This window comes from Bacillus sp. Marseille-Q3570, assembly GCF_946151055.1.
GTDB lineage: Bacteria > Bacillota > Bacilli > Bacillales > Fictibacillaceae > Pseudalkalibacillus.
Genome location: NZ_CAMGYZ010000004.1, coordinates 173,962 through 193,567 on the forward strand (window position 1 = coordinate 173,962; position 19,606 = coordinate 193,567).

The 19,606-nt window shown below is 44.0% G+C and carries 21 protein-coding genes; 1 reads left to right on the top strand and 20 read right to left on the bottom strand.

Features of this window, described 5'->3' with window-relative positions; translation table 11 throughout:
• Positions 1-45 precede the first annotated feature (45 nt).
• The 14 genes from N8M93_RS08750 to N8M93_RS08815 all read right to left on the bottom strand — a co-directional run bounded on the left by N8M93_RS08750 (position 46) and on the right by N8M93_RS08815 (position 11,370).
• Positions 46-906: a F0F1 ATP synthase subunit gamma gene (locus N8M93_RS08750; protein WP_225064840.1), complete on the bottom strand. Its 861-nt coding sequence runs from the start codon at positions 904-906 to the stop codon at positions 46-48.
• 81 nt (positions 907-987) lie between these two features.
• The gene (gene atpA, locus N8M93_RS08755) at positions 988-2,496 is read right to left on the bottom strand and encodes a F0F1 ATP synthase subunit alpha (protein WP_261131052.1); all 1,509 of its coding nucleotides are present in this window, start codon (positions 2,494-2,496) and stop codon (positions 988-990) included.
• Between the two features lie 25 nt (positions 2,497-2,521).
• Positions 2,522-3,070: a F0F1 ATP synthase subunit delta gene (locus tag N8M93_RS08760; protein ID WP_261131054.1), complete on the bottom strand. Its 549-nt coding sequence runs from the start codon at positions 3,068-3,070 to the stop codon at positions 2,522-2,524.
• Positions 3,067-3,582, bottom strand: a complete 516-nt coding sequence (atpF, locus tag N8M93_RS08765; protein WP_261131452.1) for a F0F1 ATP synthase subunit B — start codon at positions 3,580-3,582, stop codon at positions 3,067-3,069. Before atpF ends, N8M93_RS08760 begins: the two co-directional genes overlap by 4 nt.
• A 112-nt stretch (positions 3,583-3,694) precedes the next feature.
• Positions 3,695-3,907 carry a F0F1 ATP synthase subunit C gene (atpE, locus tag N8M93_RS08770; RefSeq protein WP_226547468.1) on the bottom strand — a complete coding sequence of 71 codons (213 nt, stop codon included), beginning with the start codon at positions 3,905-3,907 and terminating at the stop codon, positions 3,695-3,697.
• 311 nt (positions 3,908-4,218) lie between these two features.
• On the bottom strand, positions 4,219-4,929 hold the full coding sequence (gene atpB / locus N8M93_RS08775) for a F0F1 ATP synthase subunit A (protein ID WP_261131059.1): 711 nt from the start codon (positions 4,927-4,929) through the stop codon (positions 4,219-4,221).
• A gap of 25 nt (positions 4,930-4,954) precedes the next feature.
• Positions 4,955-5,329, bottom strand: a complete 375-nt coding sequence (locus tag N8M93_RS08780; RefSeq protein WP_221567303.1) for an ATP synthase subunit I — start codon at positions 5,327-5,329, stop codon at positions 4,955-4,957.
• Complete coding sequence (locus N8M93_RS08785) at positions 5,326-5,553, bottom strand: AtpZ/AtpI family protein (RefSeq protein WP_221567304.1); 228 nt, start codon at positions 5,551-5,553, stop codon at positions 5,326-5,328. The genes N8M93_RS08780 and N8M93_RS08785 overlap by 4 nt, the downstream gene beginning before the upstream one ends.
• Positions 5,554-5,812: 259 nt before the next feature.
• The gene (upp, locus tag N8M93_RS08790; RefSeq protein ID WP_261131063.1) at positions 5,813-6,442 is read right to left on the bottom strand and encodes a uracil phosphoribosyltransferase; all 630 of its coding nucleotides are present in this window, start codon (positions 6,440-6,442) and stop codon (positions 5,813-5,815) included.
• A gap of 425 nt (positions 6,443-6,867) precedes the next feature.
• Positions 6,868-8,103: a serine hydroxymethyltransferase gene (gene glyA / locus N8M93_RS08795; RefSeq protein ID WP_261131065.1), complete on the bottom strand. Its 1,236-nt coding sequence runs from the start codon at positions 8,101-8,103 to the stop codon at positions 6,868-6,870.
• A 526-nt stretch (positions 8,104-8,629) separates the two neighbouring features.
• A complete protein-coding gene (locus tag N8M93_RS08800) occupies positions 8,630-9,202 on the bottom strand; it encodes a TIGR01440 family protein (protein ID WP_261131067.1) in 573 nt (190 codons plus the stop codon).
• Between the two features lie 49 nt (positions 9,203-9,251).
• Entirely contained in the window at positions 9,252-9,695 is a 444-nt protein-coding gene (rpiB, locus tag N8M93_RS08805; RefSeq protein WP_261131069.1) for a ribose 5-phosphate isomerase B, read from the bottom strand.
• 114 nt (positions 9,696-9,809) lie between these two features.
• Complete coding sequence (locus tag N8M93_RS08810) at positions 9,810-10,400, bottom strand: low molecular weight protein arginine phosphatase (RefSeq protein WP_261131071.1); 591 nt, start codon at positions 10,398-10,400, stop codon at positions 9,810-9,812.
• 379 nt (positions 10,401-10,779) lie between these two features.
• Positions 10,780-11,370: a manganese efflux pump MntP family protein gene (locus N8M93_RS08815; protein ID WP_261131073.1), complete on the bottom strand. Its 591-nt coding sequence runs from the start codon at positions 11,368-11,370 to the stop codon at positions 10,780-10,782.
• 190 nt (positions 11,371-11,560) lie between these two features.
• Between N8M93_RS08815 and N8M93_RS08820 the strand changes: the two genes are divergently transcribed.
• Complete coding sequence (locus N8M93_RS08820) at positions 11,561-13,771, top strand: PAS domain-containing sensor histidine kinase (protein ID WP_261131075.1); 2,211 nt, start codon at positions 11,561-11,563, stop codon at positions 13,769-13,771.
• A 113-nt stretch (positions 13,772-13,884) separates the two neighbouring features.
• Here the strand turns inward: N8M93_RS08820 and N8M93_RS08825 are convergent, their stop codons facing one another.
• From N8M93_RS08825 to N8M93_RS08850, 6 genes are all read right to left on the bottom strand, one after another.
• Positions 13,885-14,937 (bottom strand): L-threonylcarbamoyladenylate synthase, encoded by a 1,053-nt coding sequence (locus tag N8M93_RS08825; RefSeq protein WP_261131454.1) that lies wholly within the window; start codon positions 14,935-14,937, stop codon positions 13,885-13,887.
• A gap of 101 nt (positions 14,938-15,038) precedes the next feature.
• Positions 15,039-15,482 carry a GNAT family N-acetyltransferase gene (locus N8M93_RS08830; protein WP_261131077.1) on the bottom strand — a complete coding sequence of 148 codons (444 nt, stop codon included), beginning with the start codon at positions 15,480-15,482 and terminating at the stop codon, positions 15,039-15,041.
• 203 nt (positions 15,483-15,685) lie between these two features.
• Entirely contained in the window at positions 15,686-16,330 is a 645-nt protein-coding gene (spoIIR, locus tag N8M93_RS08835) for a stage II sporulation protein R (protein ID WP_261131079.1), read from the bottom strand.
• A gap of 741 nt (positions 16,331-17,071) precedes the next feature.
• On the bottom strand, positions 17,072-17,929 hold the full coding sequence (gene prmC, locus N8M93_RS08840) for a peptide chain release factor N(5)-glutamine methyltransferase (RefSeq protein WP_261131456.1): 858 nt from the start codon (positions 17,927-17,929) through the stop codon (positions 17,072-17,074).
• A gap of 8 nt (positions 17,930-17,937) precedes the next feature.
• Entirely contained in the window at positions 17,938-19,008 is a 1,071-nt protein-coding gene (prfA, locus tag N8M93_RS08845) for a peptide chain release factor 1 (protein ID WP_261131082.1), read from the bottom strand.
• A 266-nt stretch (positions 19,009-19,274) separates the two neighbouring features.
• The gene (locus N8M93_RS08850; RefSeq protein WP_261131085.1) at positions 19,275-19,604 is read right to left on the bottom strand and encodes a hypothetical protein; all 330 of its coding nucleotides are present in this window, start codon (positions 19,602-19,604) and stop codon (positions 19,275-19,277) included.
• Between the last annotated feature and the right edge of the window lie 2 nt (positions 19,605-19,606).

A 19,606-nucleotide genomic window follows, 5' to 3' on the forward strand; every position in this document is an offset into this window, starting at 1 on the left:
TCCTTTTGAGGATGCTATATGTTTCTGACCCTAAGGTCGATTCGTCTATTCAAGTGCTGCTGCTCCACCGACAATCTCAGTGATTTCCTGAGTGATTGCGGCCTGACGGGCTCGGTTGTATGAAAGTGAAAGACTTCCGATAATTTCATCTGCATTATCAGTCGCACTCTTCATTGCAGTCATACGAGAAGCATGTTCACTAGCTTTCGCATCTAGTAAAGCACCATAAATCAAGCTTTCTGCATACTGAGGAAGAAGGTCTTCAAGGATTTCTTCTTCAGATGGCTCATATTCATAGGAGCTTTTCGCTTTCTCTTCTCCGCCGATATCCGTAAGTGGCAACAACTTCTTTTCTGTGAGATCCTGCTGGATCGCACTCACAAAGTGGTTGTAATACATATACAATTCATCGTACACTTCGTCAGCGAATTTCTGTACAGCTTGACTCGCGATCTCTTTGATATCAGCAAATTCTGGTTGATCGGCAAGACCTACGATGCTGTCTTCAACTGGCATGTTCCGGTTCTTGAAGAAACTCAAACCGACTTTTCCGACAACGATGACAGTATATTCGTCCTTCGAATTATGTCGTTCCTGAATCGTACGGTAGACATGACGTAGGACGCTGCTGTTATATGGACCTGCGAGCCCTTTATCAGCAGTGATTACAAGGTAACCAGTCTTTTTGACAGGTCGACTTTGGAGCATTGGATGACGTGCATTCGAACTGCCACTCGCAATACTTGAGACGACCTCTTGGATCTTATCCATATAAGTTACGAAGGATTTTGCATTGTTTTCAGCACGGTTCAATTTCGCTGCTGAAACCATCTCCATTGCCTTCGTGATTTGTTTGGTCTTTTTCGTAGAGTTGATTCTCGTTTGAATATCACGTAACGATGCCACTCGTTTCACCACCTTTATTAAAGGGACGAAGACTTGTGTTCCGTCCCATTATGATCCGAAAGAAAACTATGTCGTTAAATGTTACTCAGATACAACGAATGTTTTCTTGAATTCGTTGATCGCGCCGGTCATATCTTCATCTTTAGGAAGATTTCCAGTTTCGCGGATTCCAGCAAGCAATTCCTTACGGTTATGATCCAACCAAGTATGGTATTCTTCCTCGAAGCGTTGGACATCTTCCACTGGAATATCATCCAAGAAACCTTTTGTAAGCGCATAAAGGCTGGCAACCTGCTTTTCAACAGCAAGCGGCTTGTGTAACCCTTGCTTCAATACTTCAACAGTACGAGCACCACGGTTCAACTTCGCCTGAGTTGCTTTATCAAGATCAGATCCGAATTGGGCAAATGCTTCAAGCTCACGGTAAGACGCAAGGTCAAGACGAAGCGTACCAGAAACCTTTTTCATCGCTTTGATTTGTGCGGATCCACCAACACGGGATACGGAGAGACCTGCGTTAACCGCTGGACGTACTCCAGAGAAGAATAGATCTGATTGTAAGAAGATCTGTCCGTCAGTGATGGAGATAACGTTTGTCGGAATATAAGCCGAGACGTCCCCTGCTTGCGTTTCAATGAATGGAAGTGCAGTCAATGAACCGCCGCCTTTAGCATCACTCAACTTCGCTGCACGCTCTAGTAAACGAGAGTGAAGGTAGAATACATCCCCTGGGAATGCTTCACGACCTGGAGGACGACGAAGTAGTAGTGACAGTTCACGGTATGCAGCAGCTTGCTTCGAAAGGTCATCATAAATGACAAGTACATGCTTACCGTTGTACATGAATTCTTCACCCATCGTTACCCCAGCATATGGAGCAAGGTAAAGAAGTGGAGCTGGTTGTGATGCACTCGCAGTAACGACGATCGTGTAATCAAGTGCTCCGTGCTCACGAAGTGTTTCAACTACACCTGCAACTGTCGATTCTTTTTGTCCAATAGCAACGTAGATACAAATCATATCTTCGTCTTTTTGGTTGATGATCGTATCGATTGCGATCGCCGTTTTACCTGTTTGACGGTCACCGATGATCAATTCACGTTGGCCACGTCCGATTGGAATCAATGAGTCGATCGCTTTGATTCCTGTTTGAAGCGGTTCGTGTACAGATTTACGATCCATTACACCTGGTGCACCGCTCTCGATTGGACGAGTTTTTGATGTTTCGATCGCACCTTTTCCATCAACTGGTTGACCAAGAGAGTTTACGACACGACCGAGAAGTTCTTCACCTACAGGAACCTCCATGATACGGCCTGTACGCTTGACTTCGTCTCCTTCACGGATATCGACGTATGGTCCAAGGATGATTATACCGACGTTGTTTTCCTCAAGGTTTTGGGCCATACCCATTACACCATTGGAGAATTCAACGAGCTCACCAGCCATGACATTGTCTAATCCATGGACACGTGCGATACCGTCCCCAACTTGAATAACGGTACCTACATCACTTACTTCTATTTCAGAAGAATAGTTTTCAATTTGTTGTTTGATCAGCGAACTAATTTCTTCCGCTTTAATGCTCATGAATTTCACCCCTATCGTACTCGTCTCACTTGGAGACTAATTGACGTTGAATTCGGTTCAACTTACCATTGACACTTCCGTCGAAAATACGATTGCCGATCTTGACTTTGATTCCGCCGACAAGATCCTGGTCGATTACATTTTCAACACGAAGCTCTTTTACGTTAAGACGCTCAGCGAACGTTTTGGAAATCGCTTGTTGTTCTTCATCAGTCAAAATGCGAACGGAATAGACAGTAGCATCTGCCACACCGCGTTCTTCATTTGCCAATTGGATATATTGTCCGACCATGTTCGGAATCATTGCTTCACGTTTACGGTCGACCATCAATAAAAGTGTATTATGCACAACTTCAGAAACTTGATTACCAAATAGTTTTGATAATAAGGCTTTCTTGTCATCAATCGAAATCTTAGGATGGTTCAAAATCGTAAGTAATTGTTCATTCTCTTGGATGACGGTTTTTACGCTGATCAGCTCTTTTTCGACCTGGTCGAGTGCATTACGCTCCCGTACGACTTCGAAAAGAGCAGCGGCGTAACGTTTCGCTACGACTTCTTTATCCTTACTCATCGACCTTCGCCTACCTCTTTAAGATAATCGTCGACAAGTTTTTCCTGGGACTTCTCATCCAGTTCCTTGGCGATCACCTTAGACGCGATTTGAACGGACAATGTTGCCACTTCATCACGCAACGTTTGTACGGCTTGTTCTTTTTCACGTTCGATTTCAGATAGAGCAGATTCCTTCATGCGAACAGCTTCTTCACGTGCAGCTTGAAGAATGCTCTCACCCTGTTGTTCACCTTGCTTTTTAGCTGATTCGATCAGTGCTTGTGCTTCTTTACGTGCTTCTTTCAAAGCCTCCGTTTGTTCCTTCAGGTAAGCTTGAGCTTCCTTACGGCTTATTTCAGCTTCATTTATTTCACTGGCGATATGCTTTTCACGCTGTTTCATGATGCCCATCAATGGACCCCAAGCATATTTACGCAGTAAGAATAATAGTACGATAAACGCTAGTAACTGAAATAATATGTCGCCGGCAAAAAAACCACCCGCACCCAAAATTAGACTGTCTGGATTCAAGAATTGCACAGCGGTTCCTCCCTTCATAGGTCATACATAAGGAATGGCGAGGTCCACATAGAACTTCGCCATTATGAAAACTGCATGGTAACGCTACAAATAGTTGTGACGATTAGCCACCAAGTACGATGAACGCGATAACGACACCGATGATTGGAAGTGCCTCAACTAATGCGATACCGATAAACATTGTTGTTTGAAGAGTTCCGCGTAATTCTGGTTGACGAGCGATCCCTTCCACTGTACGTCCTACGATAAGACCGTTACCTACACCGGCACCAATTGCCGCTAGACCTACTGCAATTGCAGCTGCGATTAAATTCATTTAAATTTCCTCCTTGAGAAATATAGATTAGTTTATAATTTCTTCCCATAAATGGGCTTATTCCTAAGTCAAAGTCTTGCTTGTTTGTTCAATACATCACTTGTGATGCCATACTATGATACATTTCGACATCGCTCGTGAGTGTGTGAAACTTCATTTTAAATCAGTGTTTAAAATGTGGCGAATTAGAAACAAGTAGTTCGCGGCGCGATGGTTTTGAGGACCGGAGCGTATTAGGTAATACGTGAGGACCGGTAAAACCGAGCAACAAAGAAATACGCCGTTTATCATTCGCAATATTTTAAACTACATTAGTGTTCGTCGCTGACTTTGTGAGCCATATAAACCATAGTCAACATCGTAAAGATGAATGCCTGGATGGTTCCGACAAAGACACTGAATCCTTGCCATACGAGCATCGGCACAAAGGACAAGACTCCTGAAAGGATCCCGGCAGTACCTGCTGCTGCAAGTAATCCCAGCAATACTTCCCCTGCATAGATGTTTCCGTAAAGACGAAGACCGAGCGTCAACGTGTTTGCGAATTCTTCTATGATTTTAAGCGGGAACATGAATTTCATCGGCTTGAAGAAATCACTGCCGTATGATTTTGCTCCTTTTACCTTGATAGCGTAGAAGTGCGTGAGTACCACAACCATAATGGCAAGTGTCAACGTGATTGTTGGATCAGCTGTTGGTGATTTCCACCAGAGATCATCGCCGATTGCGATTGCAAATGGAAGTCCGAGCATATTGGAGACGAATATGTACATGATAATCGTCAATCCTAGCGTCAGGAAGCGTCCACCTGTTTTCCAGTCCATCGTGCTGTTGATGATTCCTTTTACGAAATCGATGAGCCATTCCATGAAGTTCTGCATTCCAGTTGGCCGCATCTGTAAGCTACGTGAACCGAGTACTGCGATTATGAACACAATTACGGATGCAATTGTAATCATCATTACATTGGAAGTGTTGAAGGTTAATCCAAATAAGTCAAACGTAGGCGCTCCATGATTCAATTCTTTCACCTCTCTTCCCAAAAATTCATTTAGAAGCAAAATAAAAATCTATCAACATGATCAGGTATATCATGAGTAAACCCACTACTACTGCAATCAAGTTGAAGTATTCAGGAAAACGAGTGGCGATCAGTACAGCCAGTCCAGCTGTCATCAATCTTGAAAGAGATCCCATCGTTTTTACCTTTGTTCCTTCGGTCACAGCTTGTCCAACGCGATCGATCCTTCGATGCATCGACCATACATTGTACATACTCACGGCTATCCCAAGCACCAATCCGAGGAATACTTGCTTGTAGCTCGTAAAACCCCAGCCTAATACACAGATTGATAGCAGATAGAGACTGTATTTTATGTATCGCCGGAACGCGTTGTTATACGTCGAGAGGTTCTCTGTCATTGGTCCTCTTCTCCAAAATAGCGCTGAATTAACTTGATCATCCCGTATACTCCTGCTGCTAAACCAATGAACAGTCCGATGATCATCAAGAACGGAGCTGTATCCAAACTACGATCCAACCACATGCCACCGAAAATGCCGACAAGTATCGACCCTACTAATTGGGAGAGAATACCGGACATCAATGCCATCGAGTGGAGAGGTGAACGTTTACCAGTGCGCATTTTATCGCATCCTTTGTAAAATGGCTTGGTTTTGAGGTTTAGGATGAGTACTTATACGCAAAAAAATTTTGGGCATAAGCCGGAGTAATAGACGAGAATTAAAAGTTGCCAGAATGTAGAGATAATAGGTATGAAAACCTTATCATACATCCTTTGTAAGAATACTATAGCCACTAGTACATGTCAATTGTGTTACAAGCGAAAATCATGGTAAGATTTGAAAACTTTTTGAACCTTTTTTCACCTGATGATTTTCCACTTATTTTGTACCGAACAATCGGTCTCCTGCATCTCCTAGTCCTGGAACGATATATCCTTTTTCATTCAAGTATTCATCCATTGCCCCAAGGTAGATATCGACATCTGGATGGGCTTCTTGAACCATTTTTACACCTTCAGGCGCAGCAATCAGACACATCAGCTTGATGTTCTGTGCACCACGCTTTTTCAAGGAGTTGATCGCTGCAACAGCAGAACCTCCAGTTGCAAGCATCGGATCGATTACGATGAGTTCACGTTCTTCAATATCGCTAGGGAGCTTCACATAATACTCCACAGGCTGTAACGTTTCCGGATCACGATATAATCCGACATGCCCGACTTTTGCGGCAGGGATCAATTTCAGAATTCCGTCAACCATCCCTAGACCTGCACGAAGAATCGGCACTAAGCCCAGCTTTTTACCTGCAATCGTGTATGCTTTCGCTTCAGAAACCGGAGTTTTCACCGTTACCTCTTGCAGTGGAAGTTCCCTGGTGATTTCGAATGCCATGAGGGCAGCAACTTCATCTACAAGCTCACGGAATTCTTTCGTTCCGGTTGATTCATCACGAATATACGTGATCTTGTGTTGGATCAACGGATGTTCAAGAACGTGTACTTTACTCATTCATCATCTCTCCTTATCAGTTTATGTAAAATTAGAGTTGTCTCAAAACTTGGTCTATGCAACTCTTCTCAAGGTTTTTTGCCTCTCGCAAATTGTACAGAAAAAAGATGGCAAGTTCAACACGATTCGTCAGGAAAATCATACCTGAGACAAAAACAGTACCATTTGATTAGAATTCTGAATTGAAATGGGGATTTTATGAAGGTGGAAACGATAAAATTATGAGGTCAATACGGTTGAATAGGATTCACACGGCAAAGGACCAGCCGGAACTACAAAAATTGAATGGCGAACTACAAAAATTTGAAAAAAACGACAAAAACAAGATTTTAACTACACAAATCAAATATTAACTACAAAAACAGAGTCATAAACTACAAAAAGGAGGGTCGCCATCATGCTGGCGCCCTCCTATTGAATCATTTTTATTCGTATAACGCGTATTTAGAAGAAAGTTGCTCGACACGTTCTTTCGCTGCCGTTTTGGTTTCTTCATCTTCTGGGTTGCGAAGGACAAGAGCGATGATGGACGCGATCTCCTTCATATCTTCTGCACCGAAGCCTCTTGATGTGACTGCCGCTGTTCCGATTCGAAGACCACTTGTCACGAACGGACTTTCCGGATCAAATGGAATCGTGTTTTTATTAGCAGTGATTCCGATGTCATCAAGCGCTCGTTCTGCTACCTTCCCAGTCACGTCCATATTGCGGACATCGACAAGCAACAAGTGATTATCCGTTCCTCCTGAAACAAGGGATAGGCCTTCTTCTTTCAATGCTTCTCCAAGCACGCGTGCATTATCGATCACATTTTTCGAATATGTTTTGAAATCGTCTTTAAGTGCTTCCCCGAAAGCAACCGCTTTTGCAGCGATAACGTGCATGAGCGGACCGCCCTGGATTCCTGGGAAGATCGATTTATCGATTTTCTTCGCAAATTCTTCTTTACATAAAATCATCCCGCCACGTGGTCCACGTAAAGTCTTATGTGTGGTAGTCGTCACGAAGTGTGAATGCGGAACTGGATTTTGGTGATGACCTGTTGCTACGAGGCCAGCAATATGAGCCATGTCCACCATCAAGTATGCACCGACTTCATCTGCGATCTCTCTGAACTTTTTAAAATCGATTTCACGCGGATAAGCACTAGCACCGGCAACGATCAGCTTCGGCTTATGTTCCCTGGCCAATTCCAGCACCTTGTCGTACTGGATTGTATGTGTTTCTTCATCTACACCGTACTCGACGAAATTGTATTGGATACCGCTGAAGTTGACCGGACTTCCGTGTGTCAGATGTCCTCCGTGAGATAGGTTCATCCCAAGGACTGTGTCGCCTTGCTCGAGGATAGTGAAATAAACCGCCATGTTCGCTTGCGCTCCTGAATGCGGCTGGACATTGACATGTTCCGCACCGAAAAGTTCCTTCGCACGGTCTCTTGCAAGGTTTTCCACGACATCGACATGCTCACAGCCACCGTAGTACCTGCGGCCCGGATATCCCTCTGCGTATTTGTTAGTAAGAACAGATCCTTGAGCTTCCATTACAGCTTTGCTGACAAAGTTTTCAGATGCAATCAATTCGATTTTATTGCGTTGACGACCCAATTCATCCTGGATGGCATCGAATACAGCTACATCTTGACTCTTAAGTTGATCCATGGTTCCACTCCTTTACTGACCTCTACACTATTTTTAAAAACAATGATTACATTTTATCATTATTGCTAACGTATCGTAACGCTAAACGGGTTATTTCTCTTAAATTTCATCCGATTGTAATTGAAAGGGTTTTCATTTTTGAATGTGGTTTTTTAGAGATAATTTTCAAGTAGTAGAGATAATTTCCGAATTGTAGAGATAATTTCAATTTTGTAGCGTTTTGCCCCGAGTTGTAGAGATAATTCTGCCAAAGCGAAGAATTTGCAACAATTCCGGGCAACTCAGTAGCTTTTGACTTAAAGAAAACTTAGCGAAGCCAAGCCTTTGGCGCAGGCTTAGCCTTAGTTGCGCTTATACTGAAGAAAGTATTTTATACTTTCTTTAAGTGAGAAAAAGTCGAATTAAACTCATTTAAGAATGAGTTATTCGATTAAAAGAAAAGATTTTTTTCAAAAACGTAAAAAAGGCTGACCGCAGCAAGCTGCGACGGTCAACCTCAATAATCTATCATTTCTTTTTTACATTCCTATTTATACGAAATTTCTTCTTTGGCTGGATATACTGCCCGTTCTCCGCCAATCAGTTTCGGACGGGTTCGGGCGAGCGTCACGTGGGCATGGCCAATGGATTTTACGGAAGATCGAACTGGAACTGCAACATGCTTCAAGTGCATCCCGATAAAGGTGTCACCTATATCAATTCCGGCATCCGCTTTAATATGCTCGACGATAACGGGATCTTTCAAGTGATGGAAGGCGTAGGTCGGCAATGCACCACCAGCAGACCGGACTGGAACAACCGTCACAGGTTCATATCCTCGTTCTAACGCTGCTTGACGTTCCATCACTAATGCCCGGTTCAGATGTTCACAGCATTGGAACGCGATATTGACATTCGTCCTTTTTTGAAATTCGATGACTCCTTCAAAAAGCTGATGTGCCACATCCATCGTCCCGGACGTTCCTATCGCTTCTCCCACCACTTCACTCGTACTTGCTCCTACGACCAATAGTTGATTTGAAGAAAGCGGGATCGCTCTGTCCAGTTCCTCCAGGGCTTCGACAACTTGGGGTTGAACATCATACAGTGATTCGTCCATTCCAATCTTCCTTTCTGTTCCCCGATTATGGTTAAAAGCGTTGCAAGCCTTAAGCCTTCGTTTCAACTTCCATCATTTTATTGACGCGGCGTTCGTGGCGGCCACCTTCAAATTCTGTTTGGAGCCAGACTTTTGCAATTTCCTTCGCTAACCCTGGACCAATGATCCGTTCGCCCATCGCAAGTACATTCGAGTCGTTATGAAGTCTTGTAACTTTTGCACTGAACAGGTCATGCACAAGCGCACAACGCACGCCATCCACTTTGTTCGCTGTGATTGACATACCGATTCCTGTCCCGCAGATCAAGATGCCTCTGTCGACTTCTCCATTTGCCACCATTTCAGCTACCGGTACTGCGTAATCCGGGTAATCGACCGAATCCTCACAATTACAGCCTACATCCTCGTACTGGATGTTCAATTCATCCATGACCTCTTTTATATCTTCTTTGATTTTGTAACCAGCATGGTCACTCCCAATTGCAACTTTCATTGTATTATGGTCCTCCATTATAATGATGTTTGTGTTCATTGTAAGGGGATGTGTGTTCTGTTTCAACAGGACTGTTTTCCCCTATCTTGTTTATCTCAGGTTTTGAATGCTTTTTCAACTATATTTTTCAGTCAATTTCTGTACAAGTTCGTCCAATTCTTTAAACGTTTGACAATATACTTCCTTTGGACCACCGAACGGATCGGAAACATCCATGACTGGCATGGACTGTTCCAGTCTTTCAGCTTCAGCGATCAGATCTTGCATTTTTGTGAAAAGCACCTGTTTTTCGACATCTCCATCATCTGTTTCATAGATTCGTACTCTCAATTGTTCGATTTTGTCGTAAACCTCATCCAATTTGTCGAGGGTTTCTTTATGATCGGAGACGTGTTCTTTAATCGTATGCACGTTCTTCAATTTAGAGGGGAATTGAGAAATGATCGCTTGTTTATGCTGTGTGGTCATCGTCAAAATCAAGTCCGACCATTCTACCAGATCTCCTGTCAGAGGTTGAGATTTATGATTGCATGGAATGCCTTCATCTTTTAAAACCTCTATGGATTTTGCACTTGCGGGACTTCCGTAAGCTGCGTAGATCCCTGCGGACTGGACTTCGATTTCCCCTTTGGAATAATGCCGCAACAACGCTTCTGCCATCGGACTGCGGCAGGTGTTTCCAGTACATACGAATAATATATTCATCCAAATGCCTCCTATTGCTAGCTTGGCAATTCTTCACCATGTTTATAACTTCTATTTTATAGAATGGTTGGAGCAGGTTCAATGCTTTCGGTTCCGTATAACCAAAAGCAATTTCTATGAAAAAGAACCGCATTTTTTATTTAAGCTCTTTTATAAAAGATTGTTGCTTAGGTGGTCATTTTGGTAATGAACCACCTTGTGCAAGTTGATTGGAGAGCAAGGTGCGAGACTCCTGCGGGATCAGCGGGACAGGTGAGACCATTCAATGTCGCAAGGCGACGAATGGGCTCACCGCACGCCCCGCGGAAAGCGAGCATCCTGGAGCGGAAATCAACGACTTTCAAGAGCAACAAAGTTTGCGAGAACAGCCTTTATCTATTTAAAAGATCAGCTTCAACCCGAAGGACAGCAGAATGCATCCACCTAAAGCCTCACTGTATGAACCGAACCATTTTTGTGTTTTCCGGCCGATCAGCAAGCCGAGCCAGGTCAAGCCCATGCTGATGATTCCGAACAAAATGATCGTCAAGATCACTTTTGCCCCAAATATACCAAGGCTGAGCCCGACTGAAAAACTATCTAAACTCACACTTAACGAAAAAAGCCATATACCGAATCCTTTAGGAGTGATGAACGGTTCATCCGACGTACGTAAAGAGGAAATGATCATCTGAATGCCCAGGAGAATCAATAGACCCCCGCCGATCCATGTGGCAAGATTACCAAAATGCAGGGTAAGCTGTTTTCCTATTGTCATCCCTAATAGAGGCATGATCATATGAAATAGTCCGATCAAAAAGCCGAGCTTGCAAATCTGGCGAATTCGGAGTGTGATCATTCCCATCCCTAGTCCCATCGAAAACGCATCCATACCTAAGGCTACCGCCATGATGACAAGTGTGATCAATTCATCCAAGAGTCCAGTAGTCACAGTCGCCCTCCCCCTTTGTCCATACTTCACCTTATGCATGTCTACTTCGAATTAGACATTTCTTACATGGATAAGGGAAAATCGAGTTTTGACGAAGGAGAATTGGAATTAATAGTGAATTTATACGAAGGACGAAATATTTCGGTTTTAATGTTCCGATTTGTTGATGGATGGGGATTGTTGTTTTGTATTCACTCTCCCAGATTAAATAAAAAGGCGGAGGATCAGCATGAACTCTTTTTATCCTAATATCTCTAATGATCATAATGGTAAAAGTGATTCTATCTTAACAAGAGCTGAGGAAATGGAGTTTAAGGATCAGGTACAGGACAGCATGATGTTCATCGTCGAAAAATCACAATCAACCTACAAGTTTGTCAATTGCCAGGGAAATTTGTTGAGGAAGTTTGGATTCGAGGTTTCTGATATAAAAGGAAAGGAACTGGATGAGTGCTTCCCAACTGATCATACACTTAAAAGAATCATTTCATATGACCGCGCCTGGGAAGGCAATGCTGTTACATACGAAGATCGATTGAACGGGGTACCATACATAGGCGCAGTTTCTCCAATCTACGACAGTGAGGGGAAAGTCAAACAATTACAGGGTTTCTGTTTTGATATCAGTAAGAAAAAGCAGATTGAACGTCGATTGAGGGAACGTGAATACTACTTCCGTACGCTTTTCAAATATCATCCAGACGGCATTTTCACCCTTGACAAGGACGGGAAGTTTCTTTTTGTCAATCCAGCGGTCCTCTACATTTGCGGCTATGAAGAGAATGAGATGATCAATGCACACTTCATGCCGCTCATCGCTCCAGAAGAAAGGGATAACGCTGCCGAGTATTTCCGAAGAGCAAGCAGTGGTGAAGTTCTGGATTTTGAGACGGTCATATTTCACAAAGATGGCCACCGTGTCAACGTTCAAGTGACCAACATCCCGATCGTCATGGATGATAAAGTCCATAGCATCTATGGAATTGTTCATGATATAACAGGACAAAAGAAACGTGAAAAAGAAATCCATCTATTGAAGGACCGGCTGTCATCAATGATCTACCATTCTGCCGATTCGATCGCGATTTTTGATATGGATGATTGTCTCGTCAATGCGAATCCGACCTTCGAAAAATTTTATGGCTGGAAAGCTGAAGAATTGATCGGGAAAAAGGTCCCTTATATTCCTGATGATTACAAGAACGAGTATGCCAAAATCCTTGATGAAGTGAAAAAAGGTAAAAACTATTCTGGGGTCGAAACCACACGGGTCACTAAGGATGGGATTGATTTTTACGCTAGTGTGACGCTTTCTCCATTAGAAGATGAAGAAGGAAATATCATCGGGTATTCCGCAATTTCAAGGGATATCAACAAGCAGAGAATGGCTCAAGATGCTTTACGGAAACAGAATGAACATTACCGGATCATCACGGAACATACGATGGATCTCATCAATGTGTTCCATCCGAATGGGCAAATTCTGTATTCCTCTCCCTCACATGCTACGATTCTTGGTTATGAAGCCGGCCGGTTCAAAAATATGGAGTGGACGAATGTCATCCATCCGGACGATTTGTCTTCTGTCATACAAGCGATCGTCAATATGAAGGAGACGAAGGATTCTTCAAAAATCGAATTCCGCGTAAAAAATGCAGACGAGAGTTGGGTCGTACTGGAATGTTATGGGACAGTCGTCCTCAATTGTCAGAATGAAGTCGAATCATTCGTAACGATTTCACGGGATATCACAGAACGGAAAAAAACGGAGGACTTTCTCAGGAAGTCGGAAAAACTGGCCGTCCTTGGAGAACTTGCAGCAGGCATCGCCCACGAAATCAGGAATCCGCTCACTTCTTTAAAAGGGTTCACCCATCTGCTGAAGGCGAATTCCGGTGATGAAAATCTCGAATACTATGACATCATGCTGTCTGAGCTTGAGCGTATCAACACGATCGTCGGGGAGTTCATGATGCTTGCGAAACCACAACCTCGCAATGTTAAACCGAATGACCTCTCAAAAATATTAAAAGAATCGACTTCATTGTTGGAAGCTCAAGCGAATCTTTACAACATCCAATTCCTGCTGGACCTCGATTCAGTTTTGAAGGTGAAATGCGAAGCCGATCAGATGAAACAGGTCTTCATCAATCTTATGAAAAACGCGATTGAGTCGATGGAATCGAGTGGTGGCCTACTGGTAATCAAAGCAATCTGTAATGAGGATACCGTCACAATCTCATTCATAGATGAAGGATGCGGAATTCCAACGGAAAAACTTGCGAGCATCGGCGAACCCTTTTATACGACGAAGGAAAAGGGAACCGGACTCGGCATGATGATTTGCAATAAGATCATTGAAAATCATAACGGTTCGATCGCGATCGAAAGCGAGTTGGATAAAGGGACAAAAGTGAGTGTCACCTTGCCCCGGGATTGAGGTTTTGTTTTTCTGAGGGGGCAGAGTGGGCGCGAAATTTTGTAGAGAGCTGTCGTTCAGACGATAGATTGGAGTTTTTGGCCGTAAAGAAAACGGGATTGACCTTCATCAGGTCAGTCCCGTCCGTTGTTTTCAGTAATCACCCGATTACCGGCTGCTTTTAAAAGGCGATTCATAAGGGCTTCTCCCATGCCGTCAATCGGATACGTTTCTCCTAAAATCACGTCGACTTCCGTTTCGTCGAACGCCCGGAGCTGGTGATACAGCCTTTGCGCGACCCCTTCTACCTGCAGGGAGGACCCTAAGCTTTTCACTTCATCCGCTTGAAGCTGACTCGCCAATTCTTCACTGACAAGCATCCCGACCTTCTTTCCTTCCCGTTTAAAATCGTCAATTTGAGACTGGAAAAAGGCTGCGCTTCCTTCTACCAAGTATAACGGGGCATCAGGTGCGTAATGGGTATATTTCATCCCAGGAGATTTTGGAGCCTGTTCCGTTTCCAAAAGGGCGCGGTCCCATTCCACCTCGCTGACAACTGTTTCGAGCTGCGCTTTCGTAATGCCGCCTGGTCGCAGGATCGTCACTGTCTCCCCCGTCACTTCCACGACAGTCGACTCCAACCCAACACCGGTCGCACCTCCATCAATGATCCCTTTGATGCGTCCATTTAAATCCTGATAAACATGCTCCCCTATCGTCGGACTTGGTTTGCCCGATCGGTTCGCGCTAGGTGCTGCAAGAGGCAGTCCACTCGCTTCAATCAAGGCAAGTGCCACTGGATGGTCTGGCATCCGCACGCCGACACTTGCTAAACCAGCAGTCGTCCGTTCAGCGATTCGTTCATTCTTCGGTAAAATGATCGTGAGGGGACCTGGCCAAAACCGGTCCATCAGCCGCTCTGCCGTTTCATTCCATGAAGAAGCAGCCTGCGCCAACTGATCTTTATTCGCGATGTGGACGATCAATGGATTGTCGCTTGGACGACCCTTGGCATCGAAGATTTTTTCAATGGCTTTGTTAGAACAAGCATCCGCTCCAAGACCGTAAACAGTTTCAGTTGGAAAGGCGATAACCTCTCCTTCCCTTATCCACATCGCCGCTTCCTTTATTGCTGGATGTTCTTTTATGTTATCCACATTTTCCACATTCCACTTTGTAGTTATCAACTGTTCCATGTGGGTAAGTACTCCTTTAAACTGTAGATTATACTTGGCTTTCCACAATCTACCCACAACCAATCCGAATCTGTGGACAATGCTGTGGATAACTATTGTGTATCCGTAAGACTGTGTTTCATTATTGCAATCTGGTCTTTATCGTACTGTTGCAAATGGGCACTTTCCAGGAGACTTTTCGGCACCTTGTCATACGGTACCTCCATGAATCCTAACGTATAGAAAATCGAGGTCACTTTTGTGAGCAAATATACGGTTTTTATACCTTGGTGATCGGCGAGCCTGATGATCGCTGTCAACAGACGAAGCAGCAGTTCTTCTGAAGAATACTCCTTGTCCAAAACAAGCGAACGGATCAAACCGCTTTCCCCGAATCGTTCTAGTCCTACCGTACCTGCCATTTTCTTTTTGTCGGTTTCAAGAATGATGAACGTTTGGATACATTCTTCGATTCCCTCATTCGATAGTCCGGCCTGTGCAACAAACTTCTTTATAGATGGGGTATCATTCGTTTCAGCTGGACGAAACGATAACATCTCACCCTCTCCTTTCTAGCAATTCTAATCTATTCTATGAGCGGAGTGAAGAGAATATCCCATCTTTTATAAGACTTGTTATCTTTTTAAAGAAAACCTGTCAAAGGGAAGCCTTAGGCGCTGGCTGAGCCATTTCAATATGAAGCTTTTATAGAATGGAAAAACAACTTAACTTCATAAAAGGAAAGAGGGAATCTATCATTCTATGTGAATAGATTCCCGACTGCTCCAAATAGATTTTCAACGAGTTCAAAAACGAAGAATTTCACTTCAGGTTCTTCTTCAGCAGGGGTTTGGACTGTCTCTGCAGACTCTTGCGAATTTTCATCACTTTGGACGGCATCCCCATTGTCGAAGTCGAGGAAGCATAAGGGCGGGAACAATACACACCACCAGTTTGCACCTGTCGCCTCTCCGATTGATATCAAGACCGCTTCATAATCCCCAGCTGGATAGACGAAATCTCCATAAAGCTTGGTCGGGAATGGTACAGTTCCGAATTTTACAGAAAACGTTTCATCGATCCCTTTATTTGCAAGTGACTGTTGAACGATTTGCGTGATGGATGGCAACTCGTTTTTGATGATCTTTCTTGCTTCATCAATCGATTCGATGCCGAAAACCCAGTCCGTGATTTCCTCGTTCACCCTGTCACGTATGGTTCTCTTCAATTCTTGATCGGCTTGCGAGTCACTGTTGGCGAGAATCCGTAAACGAATCGACTCGTCTGGAATCACTTGCTCAGGTACATTATTGAATGACGCATTTGCCACCTTAATTTGAGTTTCATAGAATACAACCAATAAAATTAAAGATAATAGTATGATAACAATTGATTTCCGTTTCATTTCTCACCCACACCCTTTCTGGTAGACAGTGTGGACGACAAACGGATGATTTATACTAGTAATCTATTTATTTTTTTTTACCCTTTTCGTAAGGCTGTTTGCGCAAACTTTGTTGCATTTCCGCTCCAGGATGCTCGCTTTCCACGACGGGGCGTGCGGTAAGCCCACTCGTCGCCTTGCGACCTCAGGAGTCTCCTTATCAAGGAAGCATTTGTGCTACTGCGTCTACAAGAAAGTCCTGTCGAAGCGAGTTTCCTCGTCGCATGCCTTGCGAGAAGATTATTCAGGTAGTAGGCACGCTGATCCAGCAGGAAAGGAAAGCTTCGGCAGCGTTACATCGCACGAAGAAAATGCGATTTTCATTTTCGAGGAGTCTCTCACCTTGTTCTCCAATCAACTTGTACTAGGTGAGTTTTAAAATATGATGAAAAAGCAAGCATATTGACTCCCTTGCCTCGGGTTACCGTGATGAGTAATAACGATATAAATTCTTAACGGACATGAGAGCCCTTATCTGTGACAAAAAGGGTGGTTTTGAAAAATTAACGGACATCAGCGCTCTTATTTAACTAAAATATACTGGATTCGTGTTACTTTATTCAAAATAAGGTCCCTAGTGTCCGTTAAATCACAAAATATAGGACTTCACCCAAGAATAAGGTCTCTGGTGTCCGTTAAACTTTTTCCCAGTCTTCAACAACACTTAATCATCACAATAGAAGCCAAAACCATAACTCTTGCTCAGTTTACCAAGCCGATGACGATCCGCTCTTTTCCATTGATATCTGTGAGGATTTCCGTCTCGACCTGATCTCCGAGCTTTTCACGTAACAATGAGGCGACCGTGGTCCCTTGGTCATAGCCGACCTCGAATGCGACCAGTCCCCGTTTTTCAAGGACATCGGGCAGCGTATCGATCATTTTTTTATAAAACTGATAACCATCTTCCCCTCCGACCAGCGCACGGATCGGTTCATAATCTTTCACGATTGAGGAAAGCGTCTCGATATCGGCCTCCGGTATATATGGCGGGTTCGAAACGATGAGGTCAAAACGCTCACCAGACGATAAAAACGGTTGGAACAGGTCTCCTCGCATCCAACGGACATCCGCTCCAAGATTATGGGCATTCTCACGGGCAACCTGTAATGATTCTTCTGCGATATCCACGCCCGTCACGTTGAGATCCGGACGTTCGAGCTTCAAGGTGATCGCAATGATCCCGCTCCCTGTGCCGATATCTACAACATTGAGCTTGTCCCGCTCTGGAAAGCGCTTTTGAATTCGCTCAAGAACTGCGAGTACAAGCTCTTCGGTTTCAGGTCTTGGAATCAACACCTCAGGGCTGACCGTAAAAGGCCTCCCGTAAAACTCTTCCGTTTTTGTGATGTATTGGACCGGAGTCCCTTCCGCATGGGTTTTTACATAAATAGAAAATTGTTGCTCCTCCTCTTCAGTCAAAACTCGTTCCAATGAAGAGAGCATTTCACTTCGACGCGCACCGAGTACGTGACAGAGGAGCCATTCCGCTGCATTAGGCTCCCTGCCATTTTCGTTTAAAAAAGAAGAAGCCCATTTGAGGGCCTCGATGACATTCATTCTGCTCATTATGCTTCCGCCTGTTTCATAGCATTCGTCTGATCTTCAAGGATCAGCGCTTCGATGAATTCATCCACTTTCCCTTGCAAAATCTGATCGAGCTTTTGGATGGTCAATCCGATCCGATGGTCTGTCACACGGTTTTGCGGGAAATTGTATGTGCGGATCCGTTCAGAGCGATCGCCCGTTCCGACTGCGGATTTACGGTTCGCCGCGTATTCATCCATCGCTTCTTGTTGGAATTTATCATAAATACGTGCGCGCAATACTTTCATCGCTTTTTCTTTGTTTTTGATCTGAGATTTCTCGTCCTGACATGAAACGACGATTCCAGTCGGTTCATGTGTCAAACGTACCGCTGACATGGTCGTATTGACACTCTGCCCGCCTGGTCCGCTTGATGCGAACGTATCGACACGGATGTCTTTCTCATGGATATCAACTTCGACTTCCTCTGCTTCAGGTAAAACGGCTACTGTCGCTGTAGAAGTATGGATCCGTCCGCCTGACTCTGTGGATGGGACACGTTGGACACGGTGTGCACCATTCTCGTATTTCAGCTTGGAGTAAGCACCTGCCCCGTTCACCATGAAGATGACCTCTTTAAAACCGCCGAGTTCAGTATAGCTCGCTTCAATGATTTCAGTCTTCCAGCCCTGCACCTCAGCATAACGGCTGTACATCCGGTAAAGGTCAGCAGCGAATAATGCCGCTTCATCTCCACCAGCTGCTCCACGGACTTCAATGATTACGTTCTTGTCATCGTTCGGGTCTTTTGGCAGTAAGAGAACCTTCAGCTCCTGTTCAAGTTCTTCATGACGCTCTTTTAGCTCGGAAAGCTCCATTTTGACCATTTCACGCATTTCGGCATCAAGCTTTTCATCAAGCATCTGTTCGGCACCTTCAAGCTCTTCAGACACTTCTTTATATTCACGATAAGCTGTCACTGTATCTTCAAGATCGGATTGTTCTTTCGAGTATTCGCGGAGTTTTTTCGAATCACTGATGACTTCCGGGTCACTCAATAACTCATTCAATTTTTCGTATCGTTCTTCGATTGATCTCAATCGTTCTAACATACTGCTCACCATCCCAATCATCGTATTACGTTCCCGATTTGCATCAGGTTGGTAAAATCCGAACGGTCGAACCCGTATGAACGAAGTCAACGTCTTTTTTTACCGTACTGACTTTATGCAAGGGGATAATCCAGTTGCAAAAAGTTGCTTAACATTAACATTATAGTATACGTCTCATAGGAGGTCAAAGAACAGTTTAGAAGGAATCAAATCTGGTTTATCAGATTAAAACATGTATGTAGAGGGAATGAATGTGTTTATCAGAATCAAATTTTTGCGTTGTATTTAAGTCGTTCATAATCGGATCTGCATTGGTTCATCCGGATTGCGGCGGTAAGTGATTCGATGACAACCTTTTCATCTGTAATGATACTGAAAACGTGGGATGAGGTGGCAAAATGTCCGAAAAAGTGTGTGCATCCTTCAAAACGTTTGTTCTCACTTGTCGATCTGCCTGGTTGATAAGATACGATGAAATTCCCCATACTTTCATAAATCGGATCAAGCGGTTCCGAGCTCAAACGCTTTAGTAATGCCTGTATGTTCTCCGGTTCACCACCGCCCCATTCCGGCCCATTAGAATCTATGTATAACATGT

Coding starts and splice junctions, on each gene's coding strand:
- N8M93_RS08780 (WP_221567303.1), bottom strand. CDS start 5,329: ATGACAGAGAACCTCTCGACGTATAACAACGCGTTCCGGCGATACATA.
- atpA (WP_261131052.1), bottom strand. CDS start 2,496: ATGAGCATTAAAGCGGAAGAAATTAGTTCGCTGATCAAACAACAAATT.
- rpiB (WP_261131069.1), bottom strand. CDS start 9,695: ATGAAAGTTGCAATTGGGAGTGACCATGCTGGTTACAAAATCAAAGAA.
- upp (WP_261131063.1), bottom strand. CDS start 6,442: ATGAGTAAAGTACACGTTCTTGAACATCCGTTGATCCAACACAAGATC.
- N8M93_RS08830 (WP_261131077.1), bottom strand. CDS start 15,482: ATGTTATCGTTTCGTCCAGCTGAAACGAATGATACCCCATCTATAAAG.
- N8M93_RS08760 (WP_261131054.1), bottom strand. CDS start 3,070: ATGAGTAAGGATAAAGAAGTCGTAGCGAAACGTTACGCCGCTGCTCTT.
- prfA (WP_261131082.1), bottom strand. CDS start 19,008: ATGTTAGAACGATTGAGATCAATCGAAGAACGATACGAAAAATTGAAT.
- prmC (WP_261131456.1), bottom strand. CDS start 17,929: ATGAATGTCATCGAGGCCCTCAAATGGGCTTCTTCTTTTTTAAACGAA.
- N8M93_RS08820 (WP_261131075.1), top strand. CDS start 11,561: ATGAACTCTTTTTATCCTAATATCTCTAATGATCATAATGGTAAAAGT.
- atpE (WP_226547468.1), bottom strand. CDS start 3,907: ATGAATTTAATCGCAGCTGCAATTGCAGTAGGTCTAGCGGCAATTGGT.
- glyA (WP_261131065.1), bottom strand. CDS start 8,103: ATGGATCAACTTAAGAGTCAAGATGTAGCTGTATTCGATGCCATCCAG.
- N8M93_RS08810 (WP_261131071.1), bottom strand. CDS start 10,400: ATGAATATATTATTCGTATGTACTGGAAACACCTGCCGCAGTCCGATG.
- N8M93_RS08800 (WP_261131067.1), bottom strand. CDS start 9,202: ATGGACGAATCACTGTATGATGTTCAACCCCAAGTTGTCGAAGCCCTG.
- N8M93_RS08815 (WP_261131073.1), bottom strand. CDS start 11,370: ATGCATAAGGTGAAGTATGGACAAAGGGGGAGGGCGACTGTGACTACT.
- spoIIR (WP_261131079.1), bottom strand. CDS start 16,330: ATGAAACGGAAATCAATTGTTATCATACTATTATCTTTAATTTTATTG.
- N8M93_RS08785 (WP_221567304.1), bottom strand. CDS start 5,553: ATGCGCACTGGTAAACGTTCACCTCTCCACTCGATGGCATTGATGTCC.
- N8M93_RS08850 (WP_261131085.1), bottom strand. CDS start 19,604: ATGTTATACATAGATTCTAATGGGCCGGAATGGGGCGGTGGTGAACCG.